Source organism: uncultured Kocuria sp. (assembly GCF_947500125.1).
In the GTDB taxonomy this organism is placed as follows: Bacteria; Actinomycetota; Actinomycetes; order Actinomycetales; family Micrococcaceae; genus Kocuria.
Genome location: NZ_CANMRA010000010.1, coordinates 45,238 through 72,205 on the forward strand (window position 1 = coordinate 45,238; position 26,968 = coordinate 72,205).

The window sequence follows — 26,968 nt, forward strand, 5'->3', positions numbered from 1 at the left end:
TCCCGACCGCAACCACCGCCCCGAGGAGTTCCCCACCATGGCCCACCCCACACTCTCCCGCACCGAACGGGACCGAGCGCTCGCCGAGCTCTCCGACGGCCCGGAGCTCGACGTCCTGGTGGTCGGAGGAGGCATCACCGGCGCCGGCATCGCCCTGGACGCCGTGACCCGCGGTCTGCGCACCGGCATCGTGGAGGCCCAGGACTGGGCCGGCGGCACCTCTCAGTGGTCCTCCAAGCTCGTCCACGGCGGCCTGCGCTACCTCCAGCAGCTCGACTTCAAGCTCGTCTCCGAGGCCCTGCGCGAGCGGGAGCTGCTGCTGGACTTCCTCGCCCCCCACCTCGTCAAGCCCGTGCCCTTCCTCTACCCGCTGACCCACCGCTTCTGGGAGCGGCCCTACGTCACCGCCGGGATCGGCCTCTACGACGCCCTGGCCCACGTCGGCGCCAAGGTCGCGACCCTGCCCTACCAGCGCCACTACGGCTTCAAGGGCGTCCAGCGCGTCTTCCCCGACGTCAAGCCCGGCTCCATGGTGGGCGCCGTGCAGTACTGGGACGGCCAGGTGGACGACGCCCGTCTCGTCGTGACCATCGTGCGCACCGCGGTGCGCTACGGCGCCCTCGCCGCCAACCGGACGCGGGCGGTCGACTTCCCGAAGGACGACTCCGGTCGCGTCGTGGGCGCCACCGTCCGCGACCTCGAGACCGGCGAGGAGCGCACGGTGCGGGCGAAGACCGTCATCGCCGCCACCGGGGTGTGGACCGAGCAGACCCAGGACCTGGCCCACGCCGAGGGCGGGCTGAAGGTGCTGGCCTCCAAGGGCATCCACATCATCGTGCCCCGCGAGCGGATCCGCGGCGAGAAGGGGCTGATCCTGCAGACCGAGAAGTCCGTGCTGTTCATCATCCCGTGGGCGCGGTACTGGATCATCGGCACCACCGACACCCCGTACCACCAGGACCTCGTGAACCCGGTGGCCACCGCGGAGGACATCGACTACGTCATCGACCACGCCAACGTGGTCCTCGACCGGCCGCTCACCCGTGAGGACGTCATCGGCACGTACGCCGGGCTGCGGCCCCTGCTGCAGCCCGGGACGAAGAAGGGCAGCGGGGACGCGCAGTCCACGAAGATCTCCCGCGAGCACACCGTGACCGAGGTCGCCCCCGGGCTCATCTCGATCGCCGGCGGCAAGCTCACCACCTACCGGGTGATGGCCAGGGACGCCGTGGACCTCGCGCTGGGCGAGGAGCGGGCCGAAGCGGTGCCCTCGGTCACCGACCGCACGCCGCTGCTGGGCGCCGAGGGCTACCTCGCGCTGAGCCGTCAGGCCGGCACCCTGGGCGCCCGGCACGACTGGAACGAGGAGCGGGTGCAGCACCTGCTCGGCCGCTACGGCTCGGCGATCACCGAGATCGCCGAGCTCGTCGAGGACCGCCCCGACCTGGGCCGCCCCCTCGCGGGCGCCCCGGCCTACCTGCGGGCCGAGATCGTGCACGCCTGCACGCACGAGGGCGCGCTGCACCTCGAGGACCTCTTCGACACCCGCACCCGCCTCACGTGGGAGCAGGCCCGCCACGGGCTCGACGCGGTCGAGGAGGTCGCGGACCTCGCGGCCGAGAGCCTCGGCTGGGACGGGCCGCGGCGCGGGGCCGAGGTCGAGGCCTACCGGCTGCGCTGCGCGGCGGAGGACGCGGCCGCCGGAACCGCCGACGACACCGCGGCGGCCGCCGCGCGCGCCGCCGCCCCGGACGTCCTGGAGCTCGTGCGCCCCTCCGAGGACTGAGACGTCCGGGCGTCCCGCGGCTGCCCGTCCCACCGAACCCCAACCCGTCCCACCCACCCCACCCCCGGCCGTGCCCGACGGGCGGCCGGTCCACCCAGTCCGCACCAACCGAGGAGTCGCAAGTGCTGTCGATGTCGAACGTAGTGGTCCAGGCGGTCGCGCCTGCCGTCCCGATCCCACTGTCCACCGTCTTCTGGTCCGAGGTCGCGGGCACCGCGATGCTGCTGCTGCTCGGCTGCGGCGTGGTCGCCAACGCCGTGCTGCCGCGGACCAAGGGCGTCGGCGGCGGATTCCTGATGATCAACTTCGGCTGGGGCCTGGCCGTGTTCGCCGGCGTGTTCGTGGCCTACCAGTCCGGCGCCCACATCAATCCCGCCGTGACCGTGGGCCTGTGGGCCAGCGGGGCCGAGGAGTACGCCCCCGGCGTGGCCATCACCGTGGTCAGCACGCTCGTCTACTTCGCCGGCGAGCTCCTCGGCGGCATCCTGGGCGCGGTCCTGGCGTTCCTGGCCTACAAGAAGCACTTCGACGAGGACATCGAGGAGGAGGTCCTCGGCGCCACCAAGCTGGCCGTGTTCTCGACCGGACCGGCGGTGCGCTCCTACGGCTGGAACGTGATCACCGAGGTGATCGGCACCTTCGTGCTCGTCGCGGTGATCCTGCTCTTCGGCAACACCCCCTCCGGGCTCGGCCCGCTGGCCGTGGCGCTGCTGGTGGTCGGCATCGGCGCGAGCCTCGGCGGGCCCACGGGCTACGCCATCAACCCCGCCCGTGACCTCGGACCCCGCATCGCCCACGCCCTGCTGCCGATCCGCGGCAAGGGCTCCAGCGACTGGGCCTACGCCTGGGTCCCGGTCGTGGGCCCGATCCTCGGCGCCCTGCTCGCCGGCGGCTTCTACCAGCTCTACTCCAACCCGCCGGCCTGAGCCCGGCCGCCCGCACCCGTCCTTCCCGCAGCACACCACAACGAAGTGAGGTATCACCTGTGAGCATCGAACCGCAGCACGTCATGGCCATCGACCAGGGCACCACCAGCACCCGGGCGATCATCTTCGACCACCGGGGCACGATCGTCAGCACCGGCCAGCTCGAGCACGAGCAGATCTTCCCGCGCGCCGGATGGGTGGAGCACGACCCGATGGAGATCTGGCGCAACGTCCGCAAGGTCGTCGCGGACGCCGAGGCCTCCGCCGAGATCAACGCCCGGGACCTGGCCGCCGTGGGCATCACCAACCAGCGCGAGACCACCGTGGTCTGGGACCGCACCACCGGGGAGCCCGTCTACAACGCCATCGTCTGGCAGGACACCCGGACCCAGAAGATCGCCGAGGAGCTCGGCGGGGACGCCGGCCCGGACCGGTACAAGGACCGGGTGGGGCTGCCCCTGGCCAGCTACTTCTCGGGCCCGAAGGTCAAGTGGATCCTGGACAACGTGGACGGCGCCCGGGAGCGGGCCGAGCGCGGGGACCTGCTCATGGGCAACACCGACTCCTGGCTGGTGTGGAACATGACGGGTGGCGTGGACGGCGGGGTGCACGTCACCGACGTCACGAACGCCTCGCGCACCATGCTGATGAACCTGGCGACCCTCGACTGGAACGAGGAGATCTGCGCCGACATGGGCATCCCCACGTCGATGCTGCCCGAGATCCGCTCCTCCTCCGAGGTCTACGGCAAGGGCCGCACCCGCGGCTTCCTCAAGGACGTGCCGATCGCCGGCATCCTGGGCGACCAGCAGGCCGCGATGTTCGGGCAGGCCTGCTTCGAGAAGGGCATGGGCAAGAACACCTACGGCACGGGCAGCTTCGTGCTGATGAACGTGGGCACCGAGGTGGTGCACTCGGAGAACGGGCTGCTGAGCACCGTGTGCTACAAGATCGGTGACCAGGACGCCGTCTACGCCCTCGAGGGCTCGATCGCCGTGACCGGGTCCCTGGTCCAGTGGCTGCGCGACAACCTGGGCATCATCTCCTCCGCGCCGCAGGTCGAGTCCCTGGCCGCGTCGGTCGAGGACAACGGCGGGGCCTACTTCGTCCCGGCCTTCAGCGGCCTGTTCGCCCCGTACTGGCGCTCGGACGCCCGCGGCGCCCTGGTGGGACTGACCCGCTACGTCAACAAGGGCCACATCGCCCGGGCCGCGCTCGAGGCGACGGCCTACCAGTCCCGGGAGGTGGTCGAGGCCATGAACGCCGACGCCGGGGTGGACATCACCGAGCTCAAGGTGGACGGCGGGATGACCGCCAACGAGCTGCTCATGCAGTTCCAGGCGGACCAGCTCGGGGTGCCCGTGATCCGCCCCGAGGTCACCGAGACCACGGCCCTCGGCGCCGCCTACGCCGCGGGCATCGCCGTCGGATTCTGGTCCGGGACGGAGGAGGTCACCGCGAACTGGGCCGAGAACAAGCGCTGGGAGCCGCAGATGGAGGACGCCGAGCGCGGGCGGCTGTTCCGCAACTGGCAGAAGGCCGTCACCAAGACCTTCGACTGGGTGGACGAGGACGTCGACTGACGCCGTCCCCTCCGGGGGGTCGGAGCCGGAGCGCCGCACGGGGTCCCCCGGCGGCGCTCCGGCGCGCGGGGGACCGGGGCGCGGAACGGCCCCGCACACGCTATAGTGGGACGTCGGCCGGCAAGGCCCGTGCTCCCGCACGCCCGGCGCACCGCCTCAACCACGGTGCACGGCGCGCGGTCACGGTGCTTGTAGGACCGGAGGATTGCGGCTGATCCTCACCTCTCCGGCGGGACCGATCCCGTCCTCGGAGGCCGGACCGAACAGAACACGCTCCCCCCGCACCGGAGACCGGACGGGGGAGAGCACCGCATTGTGAAAGGTAAACGTGGCTAACAACACGCGTGCGCGCCGCCAGGTGCGCAAGTCCCGCGCCCTCGGGATCGCCCTGACCCCGAAGGCCGAGAAGTACTTCGAGCGCCGTCCCTACGGCCCCGGTGAGCACGGCCGTGCCCGCCGGAAGGCCGATTCGGACTACGCCGTCCGGCTGCGCGAGAAGCAGCGTCTCCGGGCGCAGTACAACATCCGCGAGAAGCAGATGCACATCGCCTACGTCGAGGCCAAGCGCCAGGAGGGTCAGACCGGTGAGAACCTGGTCGCCCTGCTGGAGTCCCGCCTGGACGCCCTGGTCCTGCGCTCCGGCTTCGCCCGGACCATGGCCCAGGCCCGCCAGATGGTCGTGCACCGCCACATCCTGGTGGACGGCGAGCGGGTGGACCGCCCCTCCTACCAGGTCAAGGAGGGTCAGCTGATCCACGTGCACGCCAAGTCGGAGAAGATGGTGCCCTTCCAGGTCGCCGCCGCCGGCGCGCACCAGGCCGTGCTGCCCGACACCCCGGGCTACCTCGACGTGCAGATCGAGAAGCTGCAGGCCAAGCTGGTGCGCAAGCCCAAGCGCGCCGAGGTCCCCGTGACCTGCGAGGAGCAGCTCGTGGTGGAGTACTACGCCCGCATGGCCTGATCCTGCGGGCTCCTGCCCCCGGGACACCCCGGGAGCAGGGCCTTCCCTGCGGAGAGCCCGCGGCGCCTGCGCCGCGGGCTCTCCCGTTCGGTACAGTTGACCCCCGGGCACCGCGCCGGTGCCCGTCCCCGCACGCCCGGGCGGCCCCGCCGCCCCGGTCCCCTCGACCCGACCAGCAAGGAGCGCGCCGCCCCATGACCGGTGGAGAAATCGCAGGACTGCTCGCCGCGGGGGTGTTCGCCGTGCTGGTGCTCCTGCTCGCGGTGCCGATCCTCAAGCTCGGCAAGGTCTTCGACGAGCTGCGGCTGACGATCCGCTCGCTCAACAACGAGACCGTCCCCCTCATCGACGAGGTCACCCGCACCGTCTCGACCACCAACTCGCAGCTCGAGAAGGTGGACGGCATCACGACCAACGTCTCCGACGCCTCCGCGAACGTCTCCGCGCTGTCCTCCCTGGTGGCCTCCACCGTGGGGCAGCCGCTGATCAAGGTCGCCGCGTTCTCCCACGGCGTGCGCCGTGCGTTCACGGGTGACACCGCGCCGGAGGGCTCCCACCGGGCCGACCGCTTCGGGGCCGCCGACGAGCAGGTCCCCGGCACCCCGGGGGAGGACCGGCCATGAGCTTCTGGGGCAGGCTCGCCCTCGTGGCCGCCGGCGGCGTGCTCGGCGCCGCCGCCACGCGGCTCGCCCGGTCACCCGGCCAGGACCTCTCCGTGCGGGAGGGCTCCGGCCCCGCGCGCACCCCCCGGGCCGGGGACTGGCGCTCCCGGCTCTACCGGTTCGCCGCCACCGTGCGAGCGGGCATGGACGAGCGCGAGGCCGAGCTGCGGGAGTCCTTCGGCGTGGCCGCGCCCCGGCCGTCGGCTCCCCGCCTTGCTCCCCGCGACGCCGCCCCGCCGGTGCTCGACGGCACCGCCGGCCCCCGCGCGGCCGGGGCCGCTGCGGACCCCACCGACCCCTCGACACCCCCCTCGACCCACCGCGAAGGAAAGCACCGGTAATGCTGTCTCAGGAAATCACCAAGCGCTGGCTGGACTACTTCGAAGGCCAGGGCCACACCGTGGTGCCCTCCGCCTCGCTGATCTCCTCCCAGCCCGGTGCCATGTTCACGATCGCGGGCATGGTCCCGTTCATCCCGTACTTCCTCGGCCAGGAGACCGCCCCCTACCGGCGCGCCACGTCCATCCAGAAGTGCATCCGCACCCTCGACATCGACGAGGTGGGCAAGACGGCCCGGCACGGCACGTTCTTCCAGATGGCCGGCAACTTCTCCTTCGGCGACTACTTCAAGGAGCGGGCCATCCCCATGGCCTGGGAGCTGCTCACCGGGCCCGTGGACGAGGGCCGCTTCGGGCTGGACCCGGACCGGCTGTGGGTCACCGTCTACGAGGACGACGAGGAGTCCTACACGCTGTGGAAGGACACGGTGGGCGTGCCCGCCGAGCGGATCCAGCGGATGGGCCGGGACGAGAACTACTGGGACACCGGCCAGCCCGGCCCCGCGGGCCCCGACTCCGAGATCTTCTACGACCGCGGCCCCCGGTACGGCCGGGAGGGCGGGCCGGCCGTCGACGACGACCGGTACATCGAGATCTGGAACCTCGTCTTCATGCAGTACCAGCGCGGCGAGGGCACGGGCAAGGACTACGAGATCCTGGGCGACCTGCCCGAGAAGAACATCGACACCGGCCTCGGCGTGGAGCGCCTGGCCATGCTCCTGCAGGGCGTCGAGAACTTCTACGAGACCGACCAGGTCCGGCCCGTCCTCGATCGGGCGGCCGAGCTCTCCGGGAAGCGCTACCGCGGCTCGGAGAAGCCGGAGGAGGAGGGCTACGACGACGACGTGCGGATGCGCGTGGTCGCCGACCACGTCCGCTCCTCGCTGATGCTCATCGCGGACGGGATCAGCCCGTCCAACGAGGGCCGCGGGTACATCCTGCGCCGCCTGCTGCGCCGCGCGATCCGCGCAATGCGCCTGATGGGCGTCACCGAGCCCTGCCTGCCCGTGCTGCTGCCCGCGTCCCGGGACGCCATGCGCGGCGTCTACCCCTACGTGGCCGAGGACTTCGAGCGCATCTCCCGGATCGCCTACGCCGAGGAGCGGGCGTTCCTGAAGACCATCGAGTCCGGGACCACCCGTCTCAACGAGGCGGTGGCCGGCGCCAGGCGGCAGGGCCGGACGGTCTCCGGCGCGGAGGCCTTCGCCCTCCACGACACCTACGGCTTCCCCATCGACCTGACCCTCGAGATGGCCGGCGAGGCCGGGGTCGCGGTCGACGAGACGGCGTTCCGCGGTCTCATGGAGGAGCAGCGCCACCGTGCGCAGCAGGACGCCCGCGCCAAGAAGGGGGCCCACGCCGACCTCTCGGTCTTCCGCCGGCTCGTCGACGAGGGCGGCTCGGTGTTCACCGGCTACACCCGGCTGGGCCACGAGACGGTCCTGCGCGCCCTGCTGCAGGACGGCGTGACCGTCCCCGCGGCCTCGGCGGGGGCGCACGTCGAGGTCGTCCTGGACGAGACGCCGTTCTACGCCGAGGCCGGCGGCCAGGCCGCCGACCGGGGCACGATCACCGGCGAGGGCTTCGTGCTGGAGGTCACCGACGTGCAGCAGCCCGTGAAGGGGCTGTCCGTGCACCAGGCGGTCGTGCGCGAGGGCGAGGCCCTCTCCGGGGCCACGGTGCTCGCCCAGGTGGACGTCGCACGCCGCCGGGCCGCCGAGGCCGCCCACACCGGCACGCACATCGTCCACGCGGCCCTGCACGACATCCTCGGCCCCGAGGCCGTCCAGCGCGGCTCCTTCAACAAGGAGGGCTACCTGCGCTTCGACTTCGCCTGGGGCGAGGGCCTCGGCGAGGCCCAGCGCCAGGAGATCGAGGAGGTCTCCAACGCGGCGATCCACGCCAACCACGAGGTCGTGACCCAGGAGATGGACCTCGCCGAGGCCAAGGCCATGGGCGCCATGTCCCTGTTCGGCGAGAAGTACGGGGACCGGGTGCGCGTGGTCGAGCTGAACGGCCCGTGGTCCCGGGAGCTGTGCGGCGGCACCCACGTGGGCGGCACCGCCCAGATCGGCTCGCTCACCCTGCTCACCGAGCAGTCGGTGGGCTCGGGCAACCGCCGAGTCGAGGCGCTCGTGGGGCTGGACTCGTTCCGGCACCTCGCCGCCGAGCGCACCCTCGTGAACCAGCTCACCGGCATGCTCAAGGTGCAGTCCTCCGCGGAGCTGCCCGAGCGCCTGGCGGGCACCCTCGAGAAGCTGAAGTCCGCCGAGAAGGAGCTCGCGGTCCTGCGCCGCGAGAAGCTCCAGTCGCAGGCCGGCTCCCTGCTCGACGGGGTGCGCGACGTCGGCCCGGTCAAGGTCCTGACCCACGACATGGGCGAGGTCTCCGGGGCCGACGACGTCCGCTCGCTCGCGCTCGACCTGCGCGGCCGGATGACGGCCGAGCCGTTCGTGGTCGCCGTCACGGGCACCGCCAAGGGCCGGCCCCTGGTCCTCGTGGCGACCACCGAGGGCGCCCGGGAGGCCGGGGTGCAGGCCGGCCGGCTCGTGCGCACCGCCGCCCAGGTCCTCGGCGGCGGCGGCGGCGGCAAGGACGACATCGCCCAGGGCGGCGGGCAGGACCCCGCGCAGTGCGGGGCCGCCCTGGAGGCCGTGCTGGCCGACATCGCCCGGGCGACGGGCGGCGCCGCCGCGTGAGCGACGCCTTCGCCCGGGGACGGCGGATGGGGGTCGACGTCGGCCTCGTCCGCGTCGGGGTGGCCCTGTGCGACCCCGACGGCATCCTCGCCACGCCGCTCACCACGCTGCGGCGCGACCCCCGGAAGGGCTTCGACGTGAAGCTGCTGGCCGGGCTGGTCCAGGAGCACGACGTCGTGGCGGTCTACGTCGGCCTGCCCCGCAGCCTCGACGGCGGGGAGAACGCCTCGACCGCGATGGCCCGCGACTACGCGGAGGCCCTCGTGCGGCGGCTGCGCGTGAAGGGCCGCGACGTGCCGGTGCGGCTGGTCGACGAGCGCCTCAGCACGGTGGACGCCCACCGGGCGCTCCTGGAGGCCGGGGTCTCCCGCCGTGACCACATGGACAAGGTCGACCAGGTGGCCGCCGCCACCATCCTGCAGAGCGCCGTGGACCGGGCCAAGGCGACCGGAGCGGAGCCCGGCGCGCCGGTGGACCCGCCGGTCCCCGGCGCCGCGGAACCCGCCGTCGCGCATAATGGGGGTGACCTCGACGGGCACGGCCCCGTCGCGGCGCGCGGCGGGCAGCCCTCCACCGAGGCCGGGAACACGGCCGAGGACACGGCTGAGGACACCGCCGAGGACACCGCCGGAGCGCCCCACCGGGCGCGGACGGCACCGTTGACGACCACCGATCCGGACGGAGAGCATTCGTGAGCGACGATCCGTACGACCAGTCGGCGTCCCGCCGACCCGAGGCGCCCCGGGAGTCGTCCGGCGGCGCCGGCGGTCTGGGCAGCCTGCTGGACGCCCCGTCGTCGCGCGAGCCCGCCACGGGCCTGCGCGGCGTCTTCGAGCACGAGGAGCTCACCCCCGAGCAGGTCAAGCGGCGGCAGCGCCGCGGCCGCGTGTCCCTGACCACGGCCATCGCCCTGTTCCTGCTCGCCGCGCTGATCACCGTGTCCGTGCTCGGCTCGACCTTCGGGTGGTTCGAGGTCCGGGACTACCGCGGCGACGGCAAGGATCCCGTGACCTTCTCCGTGGCCGAGGGCGCCACCACCGGGCAGATCGCCGTGGCTCTCCAGGAGCAGGGGATCGTGGCCGACGCCGAGACGTTCGTCGAGACCTACCAGGAGGACCACGCCGAGCAGTTCATCCAGCCGGGCGAGTACGAGCTGCGCACGGAGATGAGCTCCGAGGCCGCCGTGGACGCGCTCATGGAGGAGGACGAGGCCACCCACTACGCGGCGGTCAACCGAACCCTGCGCATGTCCGACGTGTTCGGGGTCCTCAGCGAGTCCACCGGCATCCCGGTCTCCGAGTTCGAGGCCTACGCGGAGGACACGGAGGCGTTCGGGATCCCCGGCCGCTTCCCGACCCTCGAGGGCTGGCTGCACCCGGGCGAGTACCGGTTCCCGCTGGACGCCACCGCGGAGCAGATCCTGCGCGACATGGTGGACCGCACCCGGGCGACCCTCGAGGACAACGGCGTCAGCGGCGAGGACAGGATCTTCGAGGTGCTCACCATCGGCTCGATCATCGAGTTCGAGGTCCAGCCCGAGCACTACGACGTGGTGGCCGGCGCGATCCAGAACCGCCTCGACAACCCCGACGGAGAGACCTCCGGGTTCATCCAGTCCGACGCGTCCGTGACCTACGGCCTCGACCGCAGGAGCTACGACTTCACGGAGGAGGAGCGCCGCGACGAGTCCAACCGGTACAACACCTTCGCCAATCCGGGGCTGCCGGTGGGCCCGATCGGCTCGCCGGGCGACGCCGCCATCGCGGCGGCCGCCGACCCGCAGGAGAACGACTACTACTTCTGGGTCACCGTGAACCTCGACACGGGCGAGACGAAGTTCTCCGAGACCTACGCGCAGCACCTCGAGTACGTGGAGGAGTACAACCAGTGGTGCAGCGAGAACGAGGGCCGGTGCGGGTGAGTCCCGCCCGCGCCGCCGTGGTGGGCCATCCCATCGGCCACTCGAGGTCCCCGGACCTGCACCGCGCCGCGTACGGGGTGCTGGGCGAGGCCGTGGACTACGACGCCCACGACCTGGTCGAGGAGCAGCTCCCGGCGTTCGTCGACGACCGCCGCGGCGACCCCGCCTGGCGCGGGCTGTCGGTGACGATGCCCCTCAAGTCGGTCGCCGCGGAGTGCGCCGACGAGCTGACGGCGCTGGGGGAGGCGGTCGGCGCGGTCAACACCCTGCTGTTCCGCCCCGACGGGACGGTCCTGGGCCACAACACCGACGTCACGGGCATCGTGGGCGCGGTGCTCGCGGCCGGCACGGTGCCGGACGCGCCGCGGGCCGCCGTCCTGGGCGGGGGCGGCACGGCCACGGCCGCGGTCGCCGCCGCGCAGCTGCTCGGGGCCGCCTCCGTGGACGTCTTCGTGCGCTCCGCCGCCCGCGCCGGGCGCGCCGTCGAGGCGGGGCGCCGGCTCGGGATCCCCGTGCGGCTGCGGACGTGGGACGAGGCACCGGGCCTCCTGGCCGGCTACGACGTGGTCGTCTCGACCCTGCCGCCGCACGGCGCGGACGAGCTGGCGGCGCAGCTGGAGGCCGGTTCCCCGGCGACCACGGGCGTCCTCCTGGACGCCGCCTACGACCCCTGGCCGTCGGCGATCGCGGGGGTCTGGGCCCGGGCCGGGGGAGCGGTGGCCCCAGGACTCGATATGCTGATCTTCCAGGCGGTGGACCAGATCCGTCTGTTCACCGGCCGCAGTCCGGGCGCACCCCTGCCCCGCGAGCAGGACGTGATCGCCGCGATGTGCACGGCGGTGGGGCGGCCCATCCTCGCAGCCCCGCCCCTGCCCCGCACCTGAGACCTGTCGGCGGCCGCGCCCTCCGGGCCCTGCCGCCGAGACCCCGAACGGAAAGAGTTGTTATGTTGCGTTGGCTCACGGCCGGCGAGTCCCACGGCGAGGCGCTCGTCGGGATCATCGAGGGCGTCCCGGCGGGGGTGAACCTGACCAGCCAGGACGTCCGCGACGCCCTGGCCCGCCGCCGGCTCGGCTACGGGCGCGGCGCGCGGATGAAGTTCGAGCAGGACCAGGTGCGCCTGCTCGGCGGCGTGCGCCACGGCGTGACCCAGGGCGGTCCGGTGGCGATCGAGATCGCCAACACCGAGTGGCCCAAATGGCGCGAGGTGATGTCCGCGGACCCCGTGGACACGGAGGTGCTCGAGGGCCGCGCCCGCAACGCCCCCCTGACCCGTCCCCGTCCCGGCCACGCCGACCTCACCGGCATGCAGAAGTACGGCTTCGACGAGGCCCGGCCCGTGCTGGAGCGGGCCAGCGCCCGCGAGACCGCCACGCGGGTGGCCCTCGGCGCCGTCGCCGCGAAGATCCTCGAGGCCGTGGGCGTGCGGCTCGTCTCCCACACGACCGCCGTGGGCGCCGTGAGCGCACCCGTGGACGCCGCGCGCCCGCTGCCCTCCGACGTCGCCGCCCTCGACGCCGACCCCCTGCGCTGCTTCGACCCCGCCACGGCGGAGTCCATGGTCGCGGCGGTGGACGCCGCGCACAAGGACGGGGAGACCCTCGGGGGCGTCGTGGAGGTCCTCGCCTACGGGCTGCCGCCCGGGCTGGGCTCCTACGTGCACTGGGACCGCCGGCTGGACTCCCGCCTCGCCGGGGCGCTGATGGGCATCCAGGCGATCAAGGGCGTGGAGGTCGGGGACGGCTTCCTGACCGCGGCCCGGCCGGGGTCCGAGGCGCACGACGAGATCTCCCGCGGCGCCGACGGCGTCGTGCGCCGGGTGAGCAACCGGGCCGGGGGGATCGAGGGCGGCATGTCCATCGGGGACGTCCTGCGCGTGCGCGCGGCCATGAAGCCCATCGCCACCGTGCCCAAGGCCCTGCGCACCGTCGACGTCGCCACCGGCGAGGCCGCCCGCGCCCACCACCAGCGCTCGGACGTCTGCGCCGTGCCCGCCGCGGGCGTGGTCGCCGAGGCGATGGTGGCCCTCGTGCTCGCGGACGCCGTCACGGAGAAGTTCGGCGGGGACTCGATCGCCGAGACCGCCCGCAACAAGGACGCCTACCTCGCCGCCATCCCGGAGACCCTGCACTCCTCCGGCGAGCTCGGGGAGTTCGAGGAGGACGCCGCCGCGGCGCGCGACGACCACATGGGCGACCCGCTCACGGCGCCCGCCGAGACCGGGGAGGGCCAGGCGTGAACGCGCAGTTCCCCGCCCCGGCCGACGCCGCCGCGGCCCCGCAGCGGCCCGTGGTGCTCATCGGGCCCATGGCCGCCGGCAAGTCCTTCCTGGCCCTCCACATGTCCAAGTTCTACGGCTACGACTTCGTGGACGCCGACCAGGTGATCGTCTCCCGGTACGGCGTGATCTCCGCGATCTTCGCGGAGCACGGCGAGAAGTACTTCCGGGACCTCGAGGCGGACACCGTCGCCGAGATCCTCCGGGACCCCGACCACGCCAACGCGATCTTCTCCGTGGGCGGGGGCGCCCCCATGACCCCGTCCACCCGCGAGCTGCTGCGCCACGAGCTCGTCGCCTACCTCGAGGTGGACGCCGAGACCGTGCTGCCCCGGATCAGCGGCAACCGGACCCGGCCCCTGCTCCAGCCGGACCCGGAGCGGCGCTGGCAGGAGCTCTACGAGTCCCGGCGCGCCTGCTACGAGGAGCTCGCCGACATCACCCTCGACGGCACCCGCAACCGCCCCGTCGCCGAGATCGGCGCCGACCTCGAGGCGGAGCTCGTCCGCCTGCGGGCCCTGCGGGCCGCCGGCGGCACCACCGACAGCACCCAGGAGGTCCAGGCATGAGCGAGTCCGCTCCCCGCACCGTCACGACCATCCCCGTCACCGGGGACCGCCCGGCCGAGAACTACGACGTCCTCGTGGGCCACGGGCTGCTCGGGGAGGTCCCCCGCGTGCTCGGCGACCGGGTCCAGCGCGTGCTGGTCATCCACCCGAGGGCGCTGCGCAGCACCGGCGACGTGGTCATGGAGGAGCTGCGCGGCCAGGGCTACCAGGCGTTCACCGCCGAGATCCCGGACGCCGAGGAGGGCAAGCACGTCCAGGTGGCGTCCTTCTGCTGGCAGGTCCTCGGGCAGAACGACTTCACCCGCTCGGACGCCATCGTCTCCGTGGGCGGGGGAGCGGTCTCCGACCTCGCGGGCTTCGTGGCCGCCACCTGGCTGCGCGGCGTGCGCGTGGTGCACGTGCCCACGACCCTGCTCGGGATGGTGGACGCCGCCGTGGGCGGCAAGACCGGGATCAACACCGCCGAGGGCAAGAACCTCGTGGGCGCTTTCCACCCGCCCGCGGCCGTGCTGTGCGACCTCGACACGCTGCGGACGCTGCCCGAGAACGAGCTGCTCACCGGCATGGCCGAGGTCGTCAAGTGCGGCTTCATCGCCGACGAGCGGATCCTCGAGCTCATCGAGGCCCACCCCGAGGCGGTGCGCGACTCGCAGTCCGAGGTGGTGCGCGAGCTCGTGGAGCGCAGCATCCGGGTCAAGGCCGAGATCGTCTCCGGCGACCTGCGCGAGGCCGGCCGCCGGGAGGTCCTCAACTACGGGCACACCCTGGGCCACGCCATCGAGCACAACGAGCGCTACCAGTGGCGCCACGGCGCCGCGGTCTCCGTGGGGCTGGTCTTCGCCGCGGAGCTCGCCCGCACCGCCGGGAACCTGGCCGACGACGTCGTCGAGCGCCACCGCAGCGTCCTCGCCTCCCTGGGCCTGCCGACCACGTACCGGTGGGACCAGTGGCCGCGGCTGCTGGAGGTCATGAAGCGGGACAAGAAGACCCGCGGGAACCTCCTGCGCTTCGTCGTCCTCGACGCCGTCGGCCGGCCCCGCGTGCTCGAGGTCCCCGACCCCGCGATCCTGTTCGCGAGCTACCAGGAGATCGCCGAGGGCGCGCCCAGCTAGACTGGTCCGCGGTCCGGGACGACACCCGCCTTCCGCACCGACCTGCCGACTTCGCAGACAGACAGAGAGAGAACCTGTGGCTACCACGAACGACATCAAGAACGGCACCGTCCTGAAGCTGGAGGGCAACCTCTGGAACGTCATCGAGTTCCAGCACGTCAAGCCGGGCAAGGGCGGGGCGTTCGTGCGCACCAAGATGCGCAACATCACGTCCGGGAAGGTGGTCGACAAGACCTTCAACGCCGGCGCCAAGATCGAGACCGCCACGGTGGACCGCAGCGAGTACCAGTACCTGTACCAGGACGGCGCCGACTACGTCTTCATGGACAACAAGACCTACGACCAGATCACCGTCCCCGGTGAGGTGGTGGGCGACGCCGCCAACTTCATGCTCGAGAACCTCAACGCGACCATCGCGATGTACGAGGGCGCCCCGCTCTACATCGAGCTGCCCGCGTCCGTGGTCCTCGAGATCACCTACACCGAGCCGGGCCTGCAGGGCGACCGCTCCACGGGCGGCACCAAGCCCGCCACCGTGGAGACCGGCTACCAGATCCAGGTGCCGCTGTTCCTCGAGCAGGGCACCAAGGTCAAGGTCGACACCCGCACGGGTGACTACCTGGGCCGCGTCAACGAGTGAGCGCCCGGGGCAAGGCGCGCCGGCGCGCCGTGGAGATCCTCTTCGAGGCCGAGCAGCGCTCCGAGGACGCGCGCGAGGTCATGGAGCGGCGCCGGCTGCACAGCGACTCGCTCGTCTCCCCGTACGCCGAGGAGCTCGTGCTCGGTGTGACGACGCGGCGCGGTGAGCTCGACGAGTACCTGGAGACGTACTCCCAGGGCTGGACCCTCGAGCGGATGCCGGCCGTGGACCGCAACGTGCTGCGCGTGGGCGCCTGGGAGCTGCTGTTCAACGACGACGTCCCGGACGGGGTCGCCGTGGCCGAGGCCGTGACCCTCGCCAAGGAGCTCGCGGGGGACGACTCCCCGCGCTTCGTCAACGGCCTGCTGGGCCGGCTCCAGAAGATGAAGCCGACCCTGCTGGGCTGAGCGGACCGCACGGACCCCGCCCGGAGCGCTACCATTCCGGGACCACGACCGGCCGTTCCGGGGAGGTCCGGATGACAGCTCCCGCGCTGCGCCTGCAGGGCGTCTCGAAGCACTACGGGACCGTGTGCGCCGTCGACCGCGTCTGCCTCGAGGTCGCCCCGGGGGAGCTCTACGCGCTGCTGGGGCTCAACGGCGCCGGGAAGACCACGGTGATGCGGATGGTCCTCGGCATGGTCCGGCCCGCGGCCGGCTCCGTCACGGTGCTCGGCCGCGGGCGCGGCGACCGGTCGGTCTGGGCGGAGGTCGGCTACCTCGTGGAGGCCGCCTCCGCCTACCCGGAGCTGACCGTGCGCGAGAACCTGGAGGTCGCCCGCCGGCTGCGCCGGCTGCGGTCGCCGACCGCGGTCGAGGACGTCGTGGAGCTCCTCGGGCTGCGCGAGCACGCCGACCGCCGCGCCCGCGTCCTGTCCCAGGGCAACCTGCAGCGGCTGGCCCTGGCCCGGGCCGTGCTGCACCGCCCGTCCCTGCTGGTCCTGGACGAGCCGGTCAACGGCCTGGACCCGGCCGGCGTCGTCGAGGTGCGCACGCTGCTCGAGCGCCTCGCCCGCGAGCACGGCACCGCCGTGCTGCTCTCCAGCCACATCCTCGGGGAGGTCGCCCGCGTCGCCACCCGGATCGGGGTCCTGCACCGGGGCGGGCTGCTCGACGAGTTCGCCACGGCGGACCTGCCCGACCGGGTCCGCCGCCGCCTGGAGCTGACCACGCGCGACGACGCCCGTGCGGTGCGGGTCCTGGCCGCCGCCGGCTACACGGCCCGCCGCGGGCCCCGTGCGGTCGTGCTCGAGGAGGACCGCGCCACGGACCGGCCGGACGCCGTGGCCGCCGTCCTGGTGCACGGCGGCGTGCCGCCCACGGGCCTCGCGGTGGTCCGGGAGGACCTCGAGGCCCACTTCCTGCGCCTGGTGGGCGCGCAGGCCCCGGGACCGCGGGAGGGCTCCGATGACCGGTGAGCTCGCGGCCGCCGTGCACGCGGAGGCGCTGAAGCTGCGCCGCTCCCGGGTGCCGTGGGCCACCGCCGGGGCCGTCCTCCTCGCCGGGGCCGTCGGGGCGTTCTTCATGTTCGTGCTGCAGGACGTCGACCGCGCCCGGTCGCTGGGGCTGCTGGGGACCAAGGCCCAGCTCACCGGCGGCACCGCGGACTGGCCGGGCTACTTCGCCCTCACCGCCCAGACCGTCTCCGTGGGCGGACTCGTCATCTTCGGGACCGCGGCGATCTGGCTCTTCGGGCGGGAGTTCTCCGACCGGACCGCGACGGACCTGTTGGCCCTGCCCACCTCCCGCACCGCCGTGGTCCTGGCCAAGCTGCTGCTGCTGCTCGGCTGGTGCTCCGTGCTCACCGTGCTCCTCGTGCTGCTCGCGCTCGTCCTCGGCGCGGCCCTCGGCCTGCCCGGCTGGTCGGGCGGCGCCGCCCTGCGCGGTGCCGGCGGCGTCCTCGGCACCGGGCTGCTGACGGCGGGCCTGGCCGTGCCGTACGGGCTGGCCGCGAGCGTGGGGCGGGGCTACCTGCCCGCGGTGGCGGTGCTGTTCCTCACCGTCCTCGTGGCCCAGGTGCTCGCGGCCGTCGGGCACGGCGCGTGGTTCCCCTGGGCCGTGCCCGCCCTGCTTGCCGGGACCGCCGGCCCGGCTTCCGCGGACACCGGCTGGACCGGGCCCGCGGGCGTCGTGCTCGTCGCCCTCGGCTCGGCCGCGGCCACCGCGCTCTGGTGGGAGCGGGCCGACCACAGCGCCTGACGGGGCCGGGCCGCCGGAGGAGGCGCAGGTCACGTCCGGTCCGGGGCGGGCGGGACGCTGTGCTAACTTGGGGCGAGCAAGCAACCTTTAAGTCCGTCCTGTGAGGCGGGGAAGGAGGCGGCACCCATGATCGACGACACCTCCGCGGCCGGTCCCTCGACGGGACCCGCGGCCGCGCGCGTCATCCTCTCGGCAGCCGACATCGACCGCGCGCTGACGCGCATCGCCCACGAGATCCTCGAGGCCAACAAGGGCAGCTCGGACCTCGTCCTGCTCGGCATCCCGCGCCGCGGCTATCCGCTGGCCCAGCGGATCGCCGCCAAGATCGCCGCGACCGACAGCGGCTTCGACGCCGCCGCGAGCCTCGGCCAGCTCGACGTCACGATGTTCCGCGACGACCTGCGCAAGAACCCCGCCCGCGCCCCCCGGCCGACCCGAATCCCGGTGCAGGGCATCGACGGGCGCACCGTGGTCCTCGTCGACGACGTCCTGTACTCCGGGCGCACCGTGCGCGCCGCCCTCGACGCCCTCGTGGACGTCGGCCGCCCCCGTGTGGTCCGCCTCGCCGTCCTCGTCGACCGCGGCCACCGGGAGCTGCCCATCCGCGCCGACCACGTGGGCAAGAACCTGCCCACGTCCTCCCAGGAGAAGGTCCGGGTCCGCCTGGCCGAGACCGACCCGGAGCCCCGCCCGGCCGAGAACGCCGACTGCGTGGTCATCGAGACCACCGTGCCGGGGGCCGGCGCATGAGGCACCTGCTGTCCACGAAGGACCTCTCCTACGACGCCGCCCTGACGGTCCTCGACACGGCGGACCAGATGGCCGCCGTGGGCGAGCGCTCCGTCAAGAAGCTCCCCGCCCTGCGGGGCCGCACCGTGGTCAACCTCTTCTTCGAGGACTCGACCCGCACCCGGATCTCCTTCGAGACGGCCGCCAAGCGGCTCTCCGCGGACGTCATCAACTTCTCCGCCAAGGGCTCCTCGGTCTCGAAGGGGGAGTCGCTCAAGGACACCGCCCAGACCCTCGCGGCGATGAGCGCCGACGCCGTGGTGATCCGGCACTCGGCCTCGGGCTCCCCGCAGCAGCTCGCCGAGTCCGGCTGGATCGACGCCCCCGTGGTCAACGCCGGCGACGGCACCCACGAGCACCCCACCCAGGCCCTGCTCGACGCCATGACGCTGCGCCAGCACCGCGCCCGCACCGAGGGCCGCGAGAGCACCCGCGGGCTCGACCTCGAGGGCATGCACGTGGTGATCGTCGGTGACGTCCTGCACTCCCGGGTGGCGCGCTCGGACCTGTGGCTGTTCACCACCCTGGGCGCCCGCGTCACCTTCGTGGCCCCGCCCACGCTGCTGCCGGTCGGCATCGCGGACTGGCCGTGCCGTGTGGTCTTCTCGCTCGACGAGGCGCTGGATCCCGCCCCGGACGCCGTGATGATGCTGCGCGTGCAGCGCGAGCGCATGCACGCCGCGTTCTTCCCGACCGCCCAGGAGTACGCCCGGGAGTGGGGGCTGACCCCCGAGCGGGTCGCGGCCCTCGACGACGCCGGGGCGACCACGGCGATCATGCACCCGGGACCCATGAACCGCGGCCTGGAGATCTCCTCGGCCGCGGCGGACTCCCCGCGCTCCACGGTCCTGGACCAGGTGCGCAACGGCGTCTCCGTGCGGATGTCGGTGCTCTACCTGCTGCTGTCCGGCGACGACCTCGACCCCACCTCCACCCCGCACCCCCAGGAGCGCTGACCTCTCGTGACCTCGTACCTCATCCAGGGCGCCCAGCTGCTCGGCGAGCAGACCGCCGACATCCTCGTCGAGGACGGCGTGATCCGGCGCATCGGCCCCGATCTCGCCGCGGCGGCGGACGGCGCCCGCGTCGTCGACGCCGCCGGGCTCGTGGCCCTGCCCGGTCTCGTGGACATCCACACGCACCTGCGCGAGCCGGGCCGGGAGGACGCCGAGACCGTCGAGACGGGCACCCGGGCGGCAGCGCTCGGCGGCTACACCGCCGTCTTCGCGATGGCCAACTCGGATCCCGTGGCGGACACGGCCGGTGTCGTGGAGCAGGTCCACGAGCTGGGCCGCTCCGCGGGCTGGGTCGACGTCCGTCCCGTGGGCGCCGTGACCGTGGGCCTGAAGGGCGAGCGGCTGTCCGAGATCATGGCGATGGCCGAGTCCCGCGCCGGCGTACGGATGTTCTCCGACGACGGCATGTGCGTGCACGACCCGGTGCTCATGCGCCGGGCCCTCGAGTACGTCAAGGGCTTCGACGGCGTCGTGGCCCAGCACGCGCAGGAGCCGCGCCTGACGGAGGGCGCCCAGATGAACGAGGGCTCCGTGTCCGCCGAGCTCGGGCTGACGGGCTGGCCCGCCGTCGCGGAGGAGGCCGTCATCGCCCGCGACGTGCTGCTCGCCGAGCACGTCGGCTCCCGCGTGCACATCTGCCACCTCTCCACCAGGGGCTCCGTGGACATCGTCCGCTGGGCGAAGCAGCGCGGCATCGACGTCACCGCCGAGGCCACCCCGCACCACCTGCTGCTCACCGACGAGCGGGTCCGCAGCTTCGACCCGGTGTTCAAGGTCAACCCGCCGCTGCGCACTGACGAGGACGTGCACGCCCTGCGCGAGGCCGTGGCCGACGGCACCATCGACGTCATCGGCACCGACCACGCGCCGCACCCGGCCGAGGACAAGGAGTGCGAGTGGTCGTGCGCGGCCAACGGGATGACGGGGCTCGAGACCGCGCTGTCCGTGGTCCAGCTGAGCCTCGTCGACACCGGCCTCCTGACCTGGCGCGACGTCGCGCGGATCACCTCGGAGACCCCCGCCCGGATCGGCCGCCTGGCCACCCAGGGCCGGCCGCTCGCGGAGGGCGAGCCGGCGAACATCACCCTCTGGGACCCGGCCGCGACCACCGTGGTGGACCCCGCCCGGCACGCCTCCAAGGGACGCAACAGCCCCTACCGCGGCATGGAGCTGCCCGGCGCGGTCCGGGCCACCTTCTTCCGCGGCCACCCCACCGTCCTCGACGGGGCGCTCAACACCCCCGTCCCGACCCCCGCCGCCTGACCGCTCCGACCCCTTCCACCGCCCGGAGGCCCCCGTCCCATGGACCAGCTCACCACCGTGCTCGTCACGGTCATCGTCCTCGCCGTGCTCTTCGCCCTGCTCCGCCGGGGCTGGCGCACGCGCGTGCGGCGCCAGGCCGGGATCGCCGCGCCGCCCGAGCCGCCCGCGGGGATCGAGGAGCGCGAGCCCCGGCTCGCCGTCCCGGGCATGTACGTGAGCACCACGGAGACCGGCGCCCCGCTCGAGCGGATCGCCGCCCACGGACTGGGCGTCCGCGCCCGGGCGACGGTCCTGGTCCTCGACGACGGCGTGCTCTTCGACCGGCAGGGCGCCCCGGCCCTGTTCGTCCCCGCCGCGGACGTCGTGGCCGTGGGCACGAGCTCCGGGATGGTCGGCAAGTTCGTGGAGAAGGACGGGCTCGCCGTGCTCACCTGGTCGCTGGGCTCCACCGTGGTGGACACCGGCTTCCGCACCCAGCGGGCCGAGGACAAGCAGCGCCTCCTCGCCGCCGTGGAGGCGATCGTCCCGGCGCCGCACTCCTGACCCGCCGGCGGCACCCCGCCGCCCCGCCTTCCCGACCCCAGACCTGAACGTGAGGACGACCTTGAGCTCGATCACCACTGACCCCGCCGTGCTCGTGCTGGAGGACGGCCGCGTCTTCCGCGGCCGCGCCTACGGCGCGCTCGGCACCGCCCTCGGCGAGGCCGTGTTCTCCACCGGCATGACCGGCTACCAGGAGACCATCACCGACCCCTCCTACGCCGGCCAGCTCGTCGTGCAGACGGCCCCGCACATCGGCAACACCGGCGTCAACGCCGCCGACGCCGAGTCCCGCCGGATCTGGGTGTCCGGCTACGTCGTGCGCGACGCGGCCCGCCGCCCGTCCAACTGGCGCTCCGAGGGATCCCTCGACGAGCAGCTGGCCGCGCAGGGCGTCGTCGGCATCCAGGACGTCGACACCCGGGCCATCACCCGCCACCTGCGGGACCGCGGCGCGATGCGCGGCGGGATCTTCTCCGGGGACGCCGCGCTGCGCCCCGACGCCGAGCTCGTGGCCGAGGTCGGCGCCGCCGAGCGGATGGAGGGGCGCCGGCTCGCCGAGACCGTCTCCGTCACCGAGGCCTACGTCGTCGAGCCCGCCGAGCACGGCTGGTCCGGCGAGGTGCTGCACGAGCTCGTGGCCGTGGACCTGGGGATCAAGTCGATGACCCCCCACCGCTTCGCCGAGCGCGGGGTGCGCGTGCACGTCGTGCCCGCCGACACGGACTTCGAGCAGATCCGGGCCCTGGCCCCGCGCGGGGTGTTCTTCTCCAACGGGCCGGGCGACCCCGCCACCGCCGAGCGGCAGGTCGGGACGCTGCGCGAGGTGCTGCGCGCCGGCATCCCGTTCTTCGGGATCTGCTTCGGCAACCAGCTGCTGGGCCGGGCGCTGGGCTTCGGCACCTACAAGCTCGTCTTCGGCCACCGGGGGATCAACCAGCCGGTGCTGGACCGGCGGACGGGGCGCGTGGAGATCACCGCTCACAACCACGGCTTCGCCGTCGACGCGCCCCTGGACGGCCCGGTGGACGCGCCCCTGGGGGAGTTCGGGCGTGTCGAGGTCAGCCACGTGTGCCTCAACGACGACGTGGTGGAGGGGCTCAACTGCCTCGACCTGCCCGCGTTCTCGGTGCAGTACCACCCGGAGGCCGCCGCCGGCCCGCACGACGCCTCCTACCTCTTCGGCCGGTTCATCGAGCTGATGGACAGCCACCGGGACGGCTCCGCCGACCCGACCATCGACAACGCCGTCCCCGGCGGCGCCCAGGGCGCGCAGGACGCACAGGAAGAAGGGCAGAACTGACATGCCGCGCAGGACAGATCTCACCAGCGTTCTGGTCATCGGCTCCGGGCCGATCGTCATCGGGCAGGCCGCGGAGTTCGACTACTCGGGCACGCAGGCCCTGCGGGTGCTCAAGGAGGAGGGCCTGCGGGTCATCCTCGTGAACTCCAACCCGGCGACCATCATGACCGACCCCGAGTTCGCCGACGCGACCTACGTGGAGCCCATCACCCCCGAGGTCGTGGAGAAGATCATCGCCAAGGAGCGGCCCGACGCCCTGCTGCCCACCCTGGGCGGGCAGACGGCCCTCACCACGGCCATCGCCCTCGACGCCAACGGCGTGCTCGAGAAGTACGGCGTCGAGCTCATCGGGGCGGACGTCGAGGCGATCAACCTCGCCGAGGACCGGGAGGCGTTCAAGGGCGTCGTGGAGCGCTGCGGCGCCGAGTCCGCCCGCTCCGTGATCGTGCACTCCATGCCCGAGGCCCTCGCCGCCGCCGAGGAGCTGGGCTACCCCATGGTCGTGCGCCCGTCCTTCACCATGGGCGGGCTCGGCTCGGGCATGGCCTACGACGAGGAGGACCTGCACCGCATCGCCGGCGCCGGCATCCAGTACAGCCCCACCTCCGAGGTGCTCCTCGAGGAGTCCATCCTGGGCTGGAAGGAGTACGAGCTGGAGATGATGCGCGACAAGCACGACAACGTCGTGGTCGTGTGCTCCATCGAGAACTTCGACCCCGTGGGCGTGCACACCGGGGACTCGATCACCGTGGCCCCGGCCATGACGCTCACCGACCGCGAGTACCAGAAGCTGCGCGACATCGCGATCGCCGTGATCCGCGAGGTCGGGGTGGACACCGGCGGGTGCAACGTCCAGTTCGCGGTCGAGCCCGACACCGGACGCGTCGTCGTCATCGAGATGAACCCGCGCGTCTCCCGGTCCTCGGCCCTCGCCTCGAAGGCCACGGGCTTCCCGATCGCCAAGATCGCCACGAAGCTGTCGCTGGGCTACACCCTCGACGAGATCCCCAACGACATCACCCGCAAGACGCCGGCGTCCTTCGAGCCGACGCTGGACTACGTCGTCGTGAAGATCCCGCGCTTCGCGTTCGAGAAGTTCCCGGCCGCGGACCCCACGCTGACCACCACCATGAAGTCGGTCGGCGAGGCCATGGCGATCGGGCGCAACTTCACCGAGGCGCTGCAGAAGGCCATGCGCTCCCTCGAGCAGAAGGACTCCAGCTTCTCCTTCGTGCGCCCCGAGCTCGACGACGACGCCCTGGCGCGGCTCGTCGACGCCACCCGGACGCCCACCACGGAGCGCCTCCGGCAGGTCCAGCAGGCCCTGCTGGCCGGGGCGGGCGTGGAGCGTCTCTACGAGGCCACGGGCATCGACCCCTGGTTCCTGGACCAGCTGGTGCTGCTCAACGAGGTCGCGGACGTCGTGCGCCAGGACGCCGACCTCACGGTCCGCACCCTGCGCCTGGCCAAGCGGCACGGCTTCTCCGACGCCCAGATCGGCGAGCTGGCCCACCTGACCGAGGACGTGGTCCGCGGCGTGCGCCACGCGCTGGGCATCCGCCCCGTGTTCAAGACCGTCGACACGTGCGCGGCGGAGTTCGAGGCCTTCACCCCGTACCACTACTCCTCCTACGACGAGGAGAGCGAGGTGGGCCGGCACGAGCGTCCCTCGATCATGATCCTGGGCTCCGGGCCGAACCGGATCGGGCAGGGCATCGAGTTCGACTACTCGTGCGTGCACGCGTCCATGGTGCTGCGCGAGGCCGGGTACGAGACCGTCATGGTCAACTGCAACCCGGAGACCGTCTCCACCGACTACGACATCTCCACGCGGCTGTACTTCGAACCGCTGACCTTCGAGGACGTCATGGAGGTCGTCGAGATCGAGCGGCGCACCGGCGGGCTGCTCGGGGTGTTCGTGCAGCTGGGCGGGCAGACCCCGCTCAAGCTCGCCGCGCAGCTCAAGGCCGCCGGGGTGCCGATCCTCGGCACCACCCCGGAGGCCATCGACCTCGCCGAGGACCGCGGGGAGTTCGCCCGGGTGCTCGGCGAGGCCGGCCTGCGCCAGCCCAAGAACGGCACGGCCTCCACCTTCGAGGACGCCAAGCGGATCGCGGACGACATCGGCTACCCCGTGCTCGTGCGCCCCTCCTACGTGCTCGGCGGCCGCGGCATGGAGATCGTCTACGACGAGCCGGCCCTGGCCCGCTACCTGCAGAACGCCACCGAGGTCTCCGCCGCGCGGCCCGCGCTGATCGACAAGTTCCTCGAGGACGCCATCGAGATCGACGTGGACGCCCTCTACGACGGCCGGGAGCTCTACGTGGGCGGGGTCATGGAGCACCTCGAGGAGGCCGGCATCCACTCCGGGGACTCCGCGTGCACCCTTCCCTCCATCACCCTCGGCCCGGACGTGCTCGAGCGCGTGCGCGAGGCCACCCTGGCCATCGCCCGCGGCGTGGGCGTGTGCGGGCTCATCAACATACAGTTCGCCATCGCCTCCGACATCCTCTACGTCATCGAGGCGAACCCGCGGGCCTCCCGCACCGTGCCGTTCGTGTCCAAGGCCACGGGCGTGCAGCTGGCCAAGGCCGCCGCCCTCATCGGCACCGGCACGACCATCGCCCAGCTGCGGACCCAGGGGCACCTGCCCCAGCGGATCGACGGGAGCACGCTGCCGGCCTCGGCCCCCGTGGCCGTGAAGGAGGCCGTCCTGCCCTTCGCGCGCTTCCGCACCGCCGAGGGGGCCGTGGTCGACTCCCTGCTCGGCCCGGAGATGCGCTCCACCGGCGAGGTCATGGGCCTGGACAAGTACTTCGACACCGCCTTCGCCAAGGCCCAGGCCGCCGCGAACGTCTCCCTGCCCACGTCGGGGCGGATGTTCGTCTCCGTGGCCAACAAGGACAAGCGCTCCTCGATCGTCTACGTGCGGATGTTCCGCGACCTCGGCTTCGAGATCCTCGCCACCGGCGGGACCGCCGAGGTGCTGCGCCGCAACGGCATCGAGTCGACCGTGGTCCGCAAGATCCGGGAGACGGCACCCGGCGAGCGAACCATCGTGGACCTCATCGCCGACGGGGAGATCGACCTGATCTTCAACACGCCGGCTGGCGGCGCCGCCCGCGGGGACGGCTACGAGATCCGGGCCGCGGCCACCAGCGTGGGGGTGCCCCTGATGACCACGGTCTCCGTGCTGGGCGCCGCCCTGCAGGCCGTCACCGCGCTGCGCTCCTACACCTGGGACGTGACGAGCCTGCAGGAGCACGAGCAGCGCCTGGAGGCCCTCCTGCGCGCCGAGGAGCCCGAGGCCGTGCGTGCCTGAGCCCACCGCCCCGGAGACCCCCGCCCCGGAGACCCCCGCACCCGGCCGCGCGCCCTTCGGCGCGCGGCTGGGTGCGGCGATGGACGAGCACGGACCCCTGTGCGTGGGCGTCGACCCGCACCCGGGCCTGCTGGACGCGTGGGGCCTGCCCCGCTCCGCCGAGGGCCTGCGCCGGTTCACGCTGACGGTCCTGGAGGCGGCCGCCGGCCACGCCGCCGCGCTCAAGCCCCAGGTGGCGCTGTACGAGCCCTACGGCGCGGCCGGCTTCGCCGTGCTCGAGGAGCTGCTCGCCGAGGCGCGCTCGGCGGGCCTGCTGACCGTCGCCGACGCCAAGCGCGGCGACATCGGCTCCACGATGGAGGCCTACGCGGCGGCGTGGCTGGGGGAGGGGTCCCCGCTCGCGGCGGACGCCGTGACCCTGAGCCCGTACCTCGGCTTCGAGTCCCTGCGCCCGGCCCTGGACCTGGCCGCTCGCACCGGCCGCGGCACGTTCGTGCTGGCGCTCACCTCCAACCCCGAGGGCCGCTCCGTCCAGCACGCCGGGGGCCGGGAGTCGGTCGCGGGCTCCGTGTGCGCCGCGGCCGCGGCCGAGAACGCCCGGCTCCTCGCGGCCGCGGCCGAGCCCGCCGCCCGGGGCGGCCTGGGCTCGTGCGGGCTCGTGGTGGGCGCCACGGTCGGGAACGCCCTGACCGAGCTGGGCATCGACCTGACGGCCGTGCGCGGCCCGCTGCTCGCCCCCGGCTACGGTGCGCAGGGCGCCCGCGCCGAGGAGCTCCCGGCCGTGTTCGGCGCCGCGGCCGGCCAGGTGCTCGCGGCCTCGAGCCGGGCGATCCTGCGCCGCGGACCGGACGTCGCGGCGCTGCGGGAGGCGGTCCGCCGCTCCTCCGGGGAGCTGTCGGCCGCGCTGGGCTGAGCCCCGGATCCGTCCTGGCGCACGCGACGACCCGGTCCCCGGCGACGACACCCCTGGTCACGCCACGGTCGTGTCGCCTTGCAGAGCATCCATATTCATGTAGTTTCTTTAGCAAACGGGCTGTCCGTCCCTCCGCGGGACGGGGGCTG

The 26,968-nt window shown here is 73.2% G+C and carries 24 protein-coding genes; all 24 read left to right on the plus strand.

What is annotated here, in order from left to right; translation table 11 throughout:
* Positions 1 to 37: 37 nt before the first annotated feature.
* The 24 genes from Q0817_RS08620 to pyrF all read left to right on the plus strand — a co-directional run bounded on the left by Q0817_RS08620 (position 38) and on the right by pyrF (position 26,819).
* Positions 38 to 1,786, plus strand: coding sequence for a glycerol-3-phosphate dehydrogenase/oxidase (locus Q0817_RS08620; RefSeq protein WP_298585771.1), 1,749 nt, complete (start codon positions 38 to 40; stop codon positions 1,784 to 1,786).
* Between the two features lie 131 nt (positions 1,787 to 1,917).
* Positions 1,918 to 2,712, plus strand: coding sequence for an MIP/aquaporin family protein (locus Q0817_RS08625; RefSeq protein ID WP_298585999.1), 795 nt, complete (start codon positions 1,918 to 1,920; stop codon positions 2,710 to 2,712).
* A gap of 83 nt (positions 2,713 to 2,795) precedes the next feature.
* Positions 2,796 to 4,295, plus strand: coding sequence for a glycerol kinase GlpK (gene glpK, locus Q0817_RS08630; RefSeq protein ID WP_298586001.1), 1,500 nt, complete (start codon positions 2,796 to 2,798; stop codon positions 4,293 to 4,295).
* Positions 4,296 to 4,623: 328 nt separating this feature from the next.
* The gene (gene rpsD / locus Q0817_RS08635) at positions 4,624 to 5,256 is read left to right on the plus strand and encodes a 30S ribosomal protein S4 (protein WP_017832285.1); all 633 of its coding nucleotides are present in this window, start codon (positions 4,624 to 4,626) and stop codon (positions 5,254 to 5,256) included.
* A 194-nt stretch (positions 5,257 to 5,450) separates the two neighbouring features.
* A complete protein-coding gene (locus tag Q0817_RS08640; RefSeq protein WP_298585778.1) occupies positions 5,451 to 5,879 on the plus strand; it encodes a DUF948 domain-containing protein in 429 nt (142 codons plus the stop codon).
* Entirely contained in the window at positions 5,876 to 6,259 is a 384-nt protein-coding gene (locus Q0817_RS08645; protein WP_298585781.1) for a hypothetical protein, read from the plus strand. The genes Q0817_RS08640 and Q0817_RS08645 overlap by 4 nt, the downstream gene beginning before the upstream one ends.
* Complete coding sequence (gene alaS, locus Q0817_RS08650) at positions 6,259 to 8,955, plus strand: alanine--tRNA ligase (RefSeq protein ID WP_298585783.1); 2,697 nt, start codon at positions 6,259 to 6,261, stop codon at positions 8,953 to 8,955. The genes Q0817_RS08645 and alaS overlap by 1 nt, the downstream gene beginning before the upstream one ends.
* The gene (ruvX, locus tag Q0817_RS08655; protein ID WP_298585786.1) at positions 8,952 to 9,650 is read left to right on the plus strand and encodes a Holliday junction resolvase RuvX; all 699 of its coding nucleotides are present in this window, start codon (positions 8,952 to 8,954) and stop codon (positions 9,648 to 9,650) included. Before alaS ends, ruvX begins: the two co-directional genes overlap by 4 nt.
* Positions 9,647 to 10,876, plus strand: a complete 1,230-nt coding sequence (locus Q0817_RS08660) for an endolytic transglycosylase MltG (protein ID WP_298585789.1) — start codon at positions 9,647 to 9,649, stop codon at positions 10,874 to 10,876. The genes ruvX and Q0817_RS08660 overlap by 4 nt, the downstream gene beginning before the upstream one ends.
* Positions 10,846 to 11,760 carry a shikimate dehydrogenase gene (locus tag Q0817_RS08665; protein WP_298585792.1) on the plus strand — a complete coding sequence of 305 codons (915 nt, stop codon included), beginning with the start codon at positions 10,846 to 10,848 and terminating at the stop codon, positions 11,758 to 11,760. The genes Q0817_RS08660 and Q0817_RS08665 overlap by 31 nt, the downstream gene beginning before the upstream one ends.
* Positions 11,761 to 11,822: 62 nt before the next feature.
* Positions 11,823 to 13,115: a chorismate synthase gene (gene aroC, locus Q0817_RS08670; protein ID WP_298585795.1), complete on the plus strand. Its 1,293-nt coding sequence runs from the start codon at positions 11,823 to 11,825 to the stop codon at positions 13,113 to 13,115.
* On the plus strand, positions 13,112 to 13,723 hold the full coding sequence (locus Q0817_RS08675; RefSeq protein ID WP_298585797.1) for a shikimate kinase: 612 nt from the start codon (positions 13,112 to 13,114) through the stop codon (positions 13,721 to 13,723). Before aroC ends, Q0817_RS08675 begins: the two co-directional genes overlap by 4 nt.
* Entirely contained in the window at positions 13,720 to 14,835 is a 1,116-nt protein-coding gene (gene aroB, locus Q0817_RS08680; protein WP_298585799.1) for a 3-dehydroquinate synthase, read from the plus strand. Before Q0817_RS08675 ends, aroB begins: the two co-directional genes overlap by 4 nt.
* A gap of 76 nt (positions 14,836 to 14,911) precedes the next feature.
* Positions 14,912 to 15,475, plus strand: a complete 564-nt coding sequence (gene efp, locus Q0817_RS08685) for an elongation factor P (protein ID WP_298585802.1) — start codon at positions 14,912 to 14,914, stop codon at positions 15,473 to 15,475.
* Positions 15,472 to 15,882, plus strand: coding sequence for a transcription antitermination factor NusB (gene nusB / locus Q0817_RS08690; RefSeq protein WP_298585805.1), 411 nt, complete (start codon positions 15,472 to 15,474; stop codon positions 15,880 to 15,882). The genes efp and nusB overlap by 4 nt, the downstream gene beginning before the upstream one ends.
* A gap of 71 nt (positions 15,883 to 15,953) precedes the next feature.
* Positions 15,954 to 16,892, plus strand: a complete 939-nt coding sequence (locus Q0817_RS08695; protein ID WP_298585808.1) for an ABC transporter ATP-binding protein — start codon at positions 15,954 to 15,956, stop codon at positions 16,890 to 16,892.
* Complete coding sequence (locus tag Q0817_RS08700) at positions 16,882 to 17,673, plus strand: ABC transporter permease (protein WP_298585811.1); 792 nt, start codon at positions 16,882 to 16,884, stop codon at positions 17,671 to 17,673. Before Q0817_RS08695 ends, Q0817_RS08700 begins: the two co-directional genes overlap by 11 nt.
* 126 nt (positions 17,674 to 17,799) lie before the next feature.
* Entirely contained in the window at positions 17,800 to 18,423 is a 624-nt protein-coding gene (pyrR, locus tag Q0817_RS08705; protein WP_298585815.1) for a bifunctional pyr operon transcriptional regulator/uracil phosphoribosyltransferase PyrR, read from the plus strand.
* A complete protein-coding gene (locus Q0817_RS08710; protein ID WP_298585818.1) occupies positions 18,420 to 19,418 on the plus strand; it encodes an aspartate carbamoyltransferase catalytic subunit in 999 nt (332 codons plus the stop codon). The genes pyrR and Q0817_RS08710 overlap by 4 nt, the downstream gene beginning before the upstream one ends.
* 6 nt (positions 19,419 to 19,424) lie before the next feature.
* Complete coding sequence (locus Q0817_RS08715; protein ID WP_298585820.1) at positions 19,425 to 20,741, plus strand: dihydroorotase; 1,317 nt, start codon at positions 19,425 to 19,427, stop codon at positions 20,739 to 20,741.
* Positions 20,742 to 20,780: 39 nt separating this feature from the next.
* On the plus strand, positions 20,781 to 21,284 hold the full coding sequence (locus Q0817_RS08720) for an ABC transporter permease (protein ID WP_298585823.1): 504 nt from the start codon (positions 20,781 to 20,783) through the stop codon (positions 21,282 to 21,284).
* Between the two features lie 61 nt (positions 21,285 to 21,345).
* Positions 21,346 to 22,584, plus strand: coding sequence for a glutamine-hydrolyzing carbamoyl-phosphate synthase small subunit (carA, locus tag Q0817_RS08725; protein WP_298585827.1), 1,239 nt, complete (start codon positions 21,346 to 21,348; stop codon positions 22,582 to 22,584).
* Between the two features lies 1 nt (position 22,585).
* Entirely contained in the window at positions 22,586 to 25,906 is a 3,321-nt protein-coding gene (gene carB / locus Q0817_RS08730; protein ID WP_298585830.1) for a carbamoyl-phosphate synthase large subunit, read from the plus strand.
* On the plus strand, positions 25,899 to 26,819 hold the full coding sequence (gene pyrF / locus Q0817_RS08735; RefSeq protein ID WP_298585833.1) for an orotidine-5'-phosphate decarboxylase: 921 nt from the start codon (positions 25,899 to 25,901) through the stop codon (positions 26,817 to 26,819). The genes carB and pyrF overlap by 8 nt, the downstream gene beginning before the upstream one ends.
* Positions 26,820 to 26,968 lie beyond the last annotated feature (149 nt).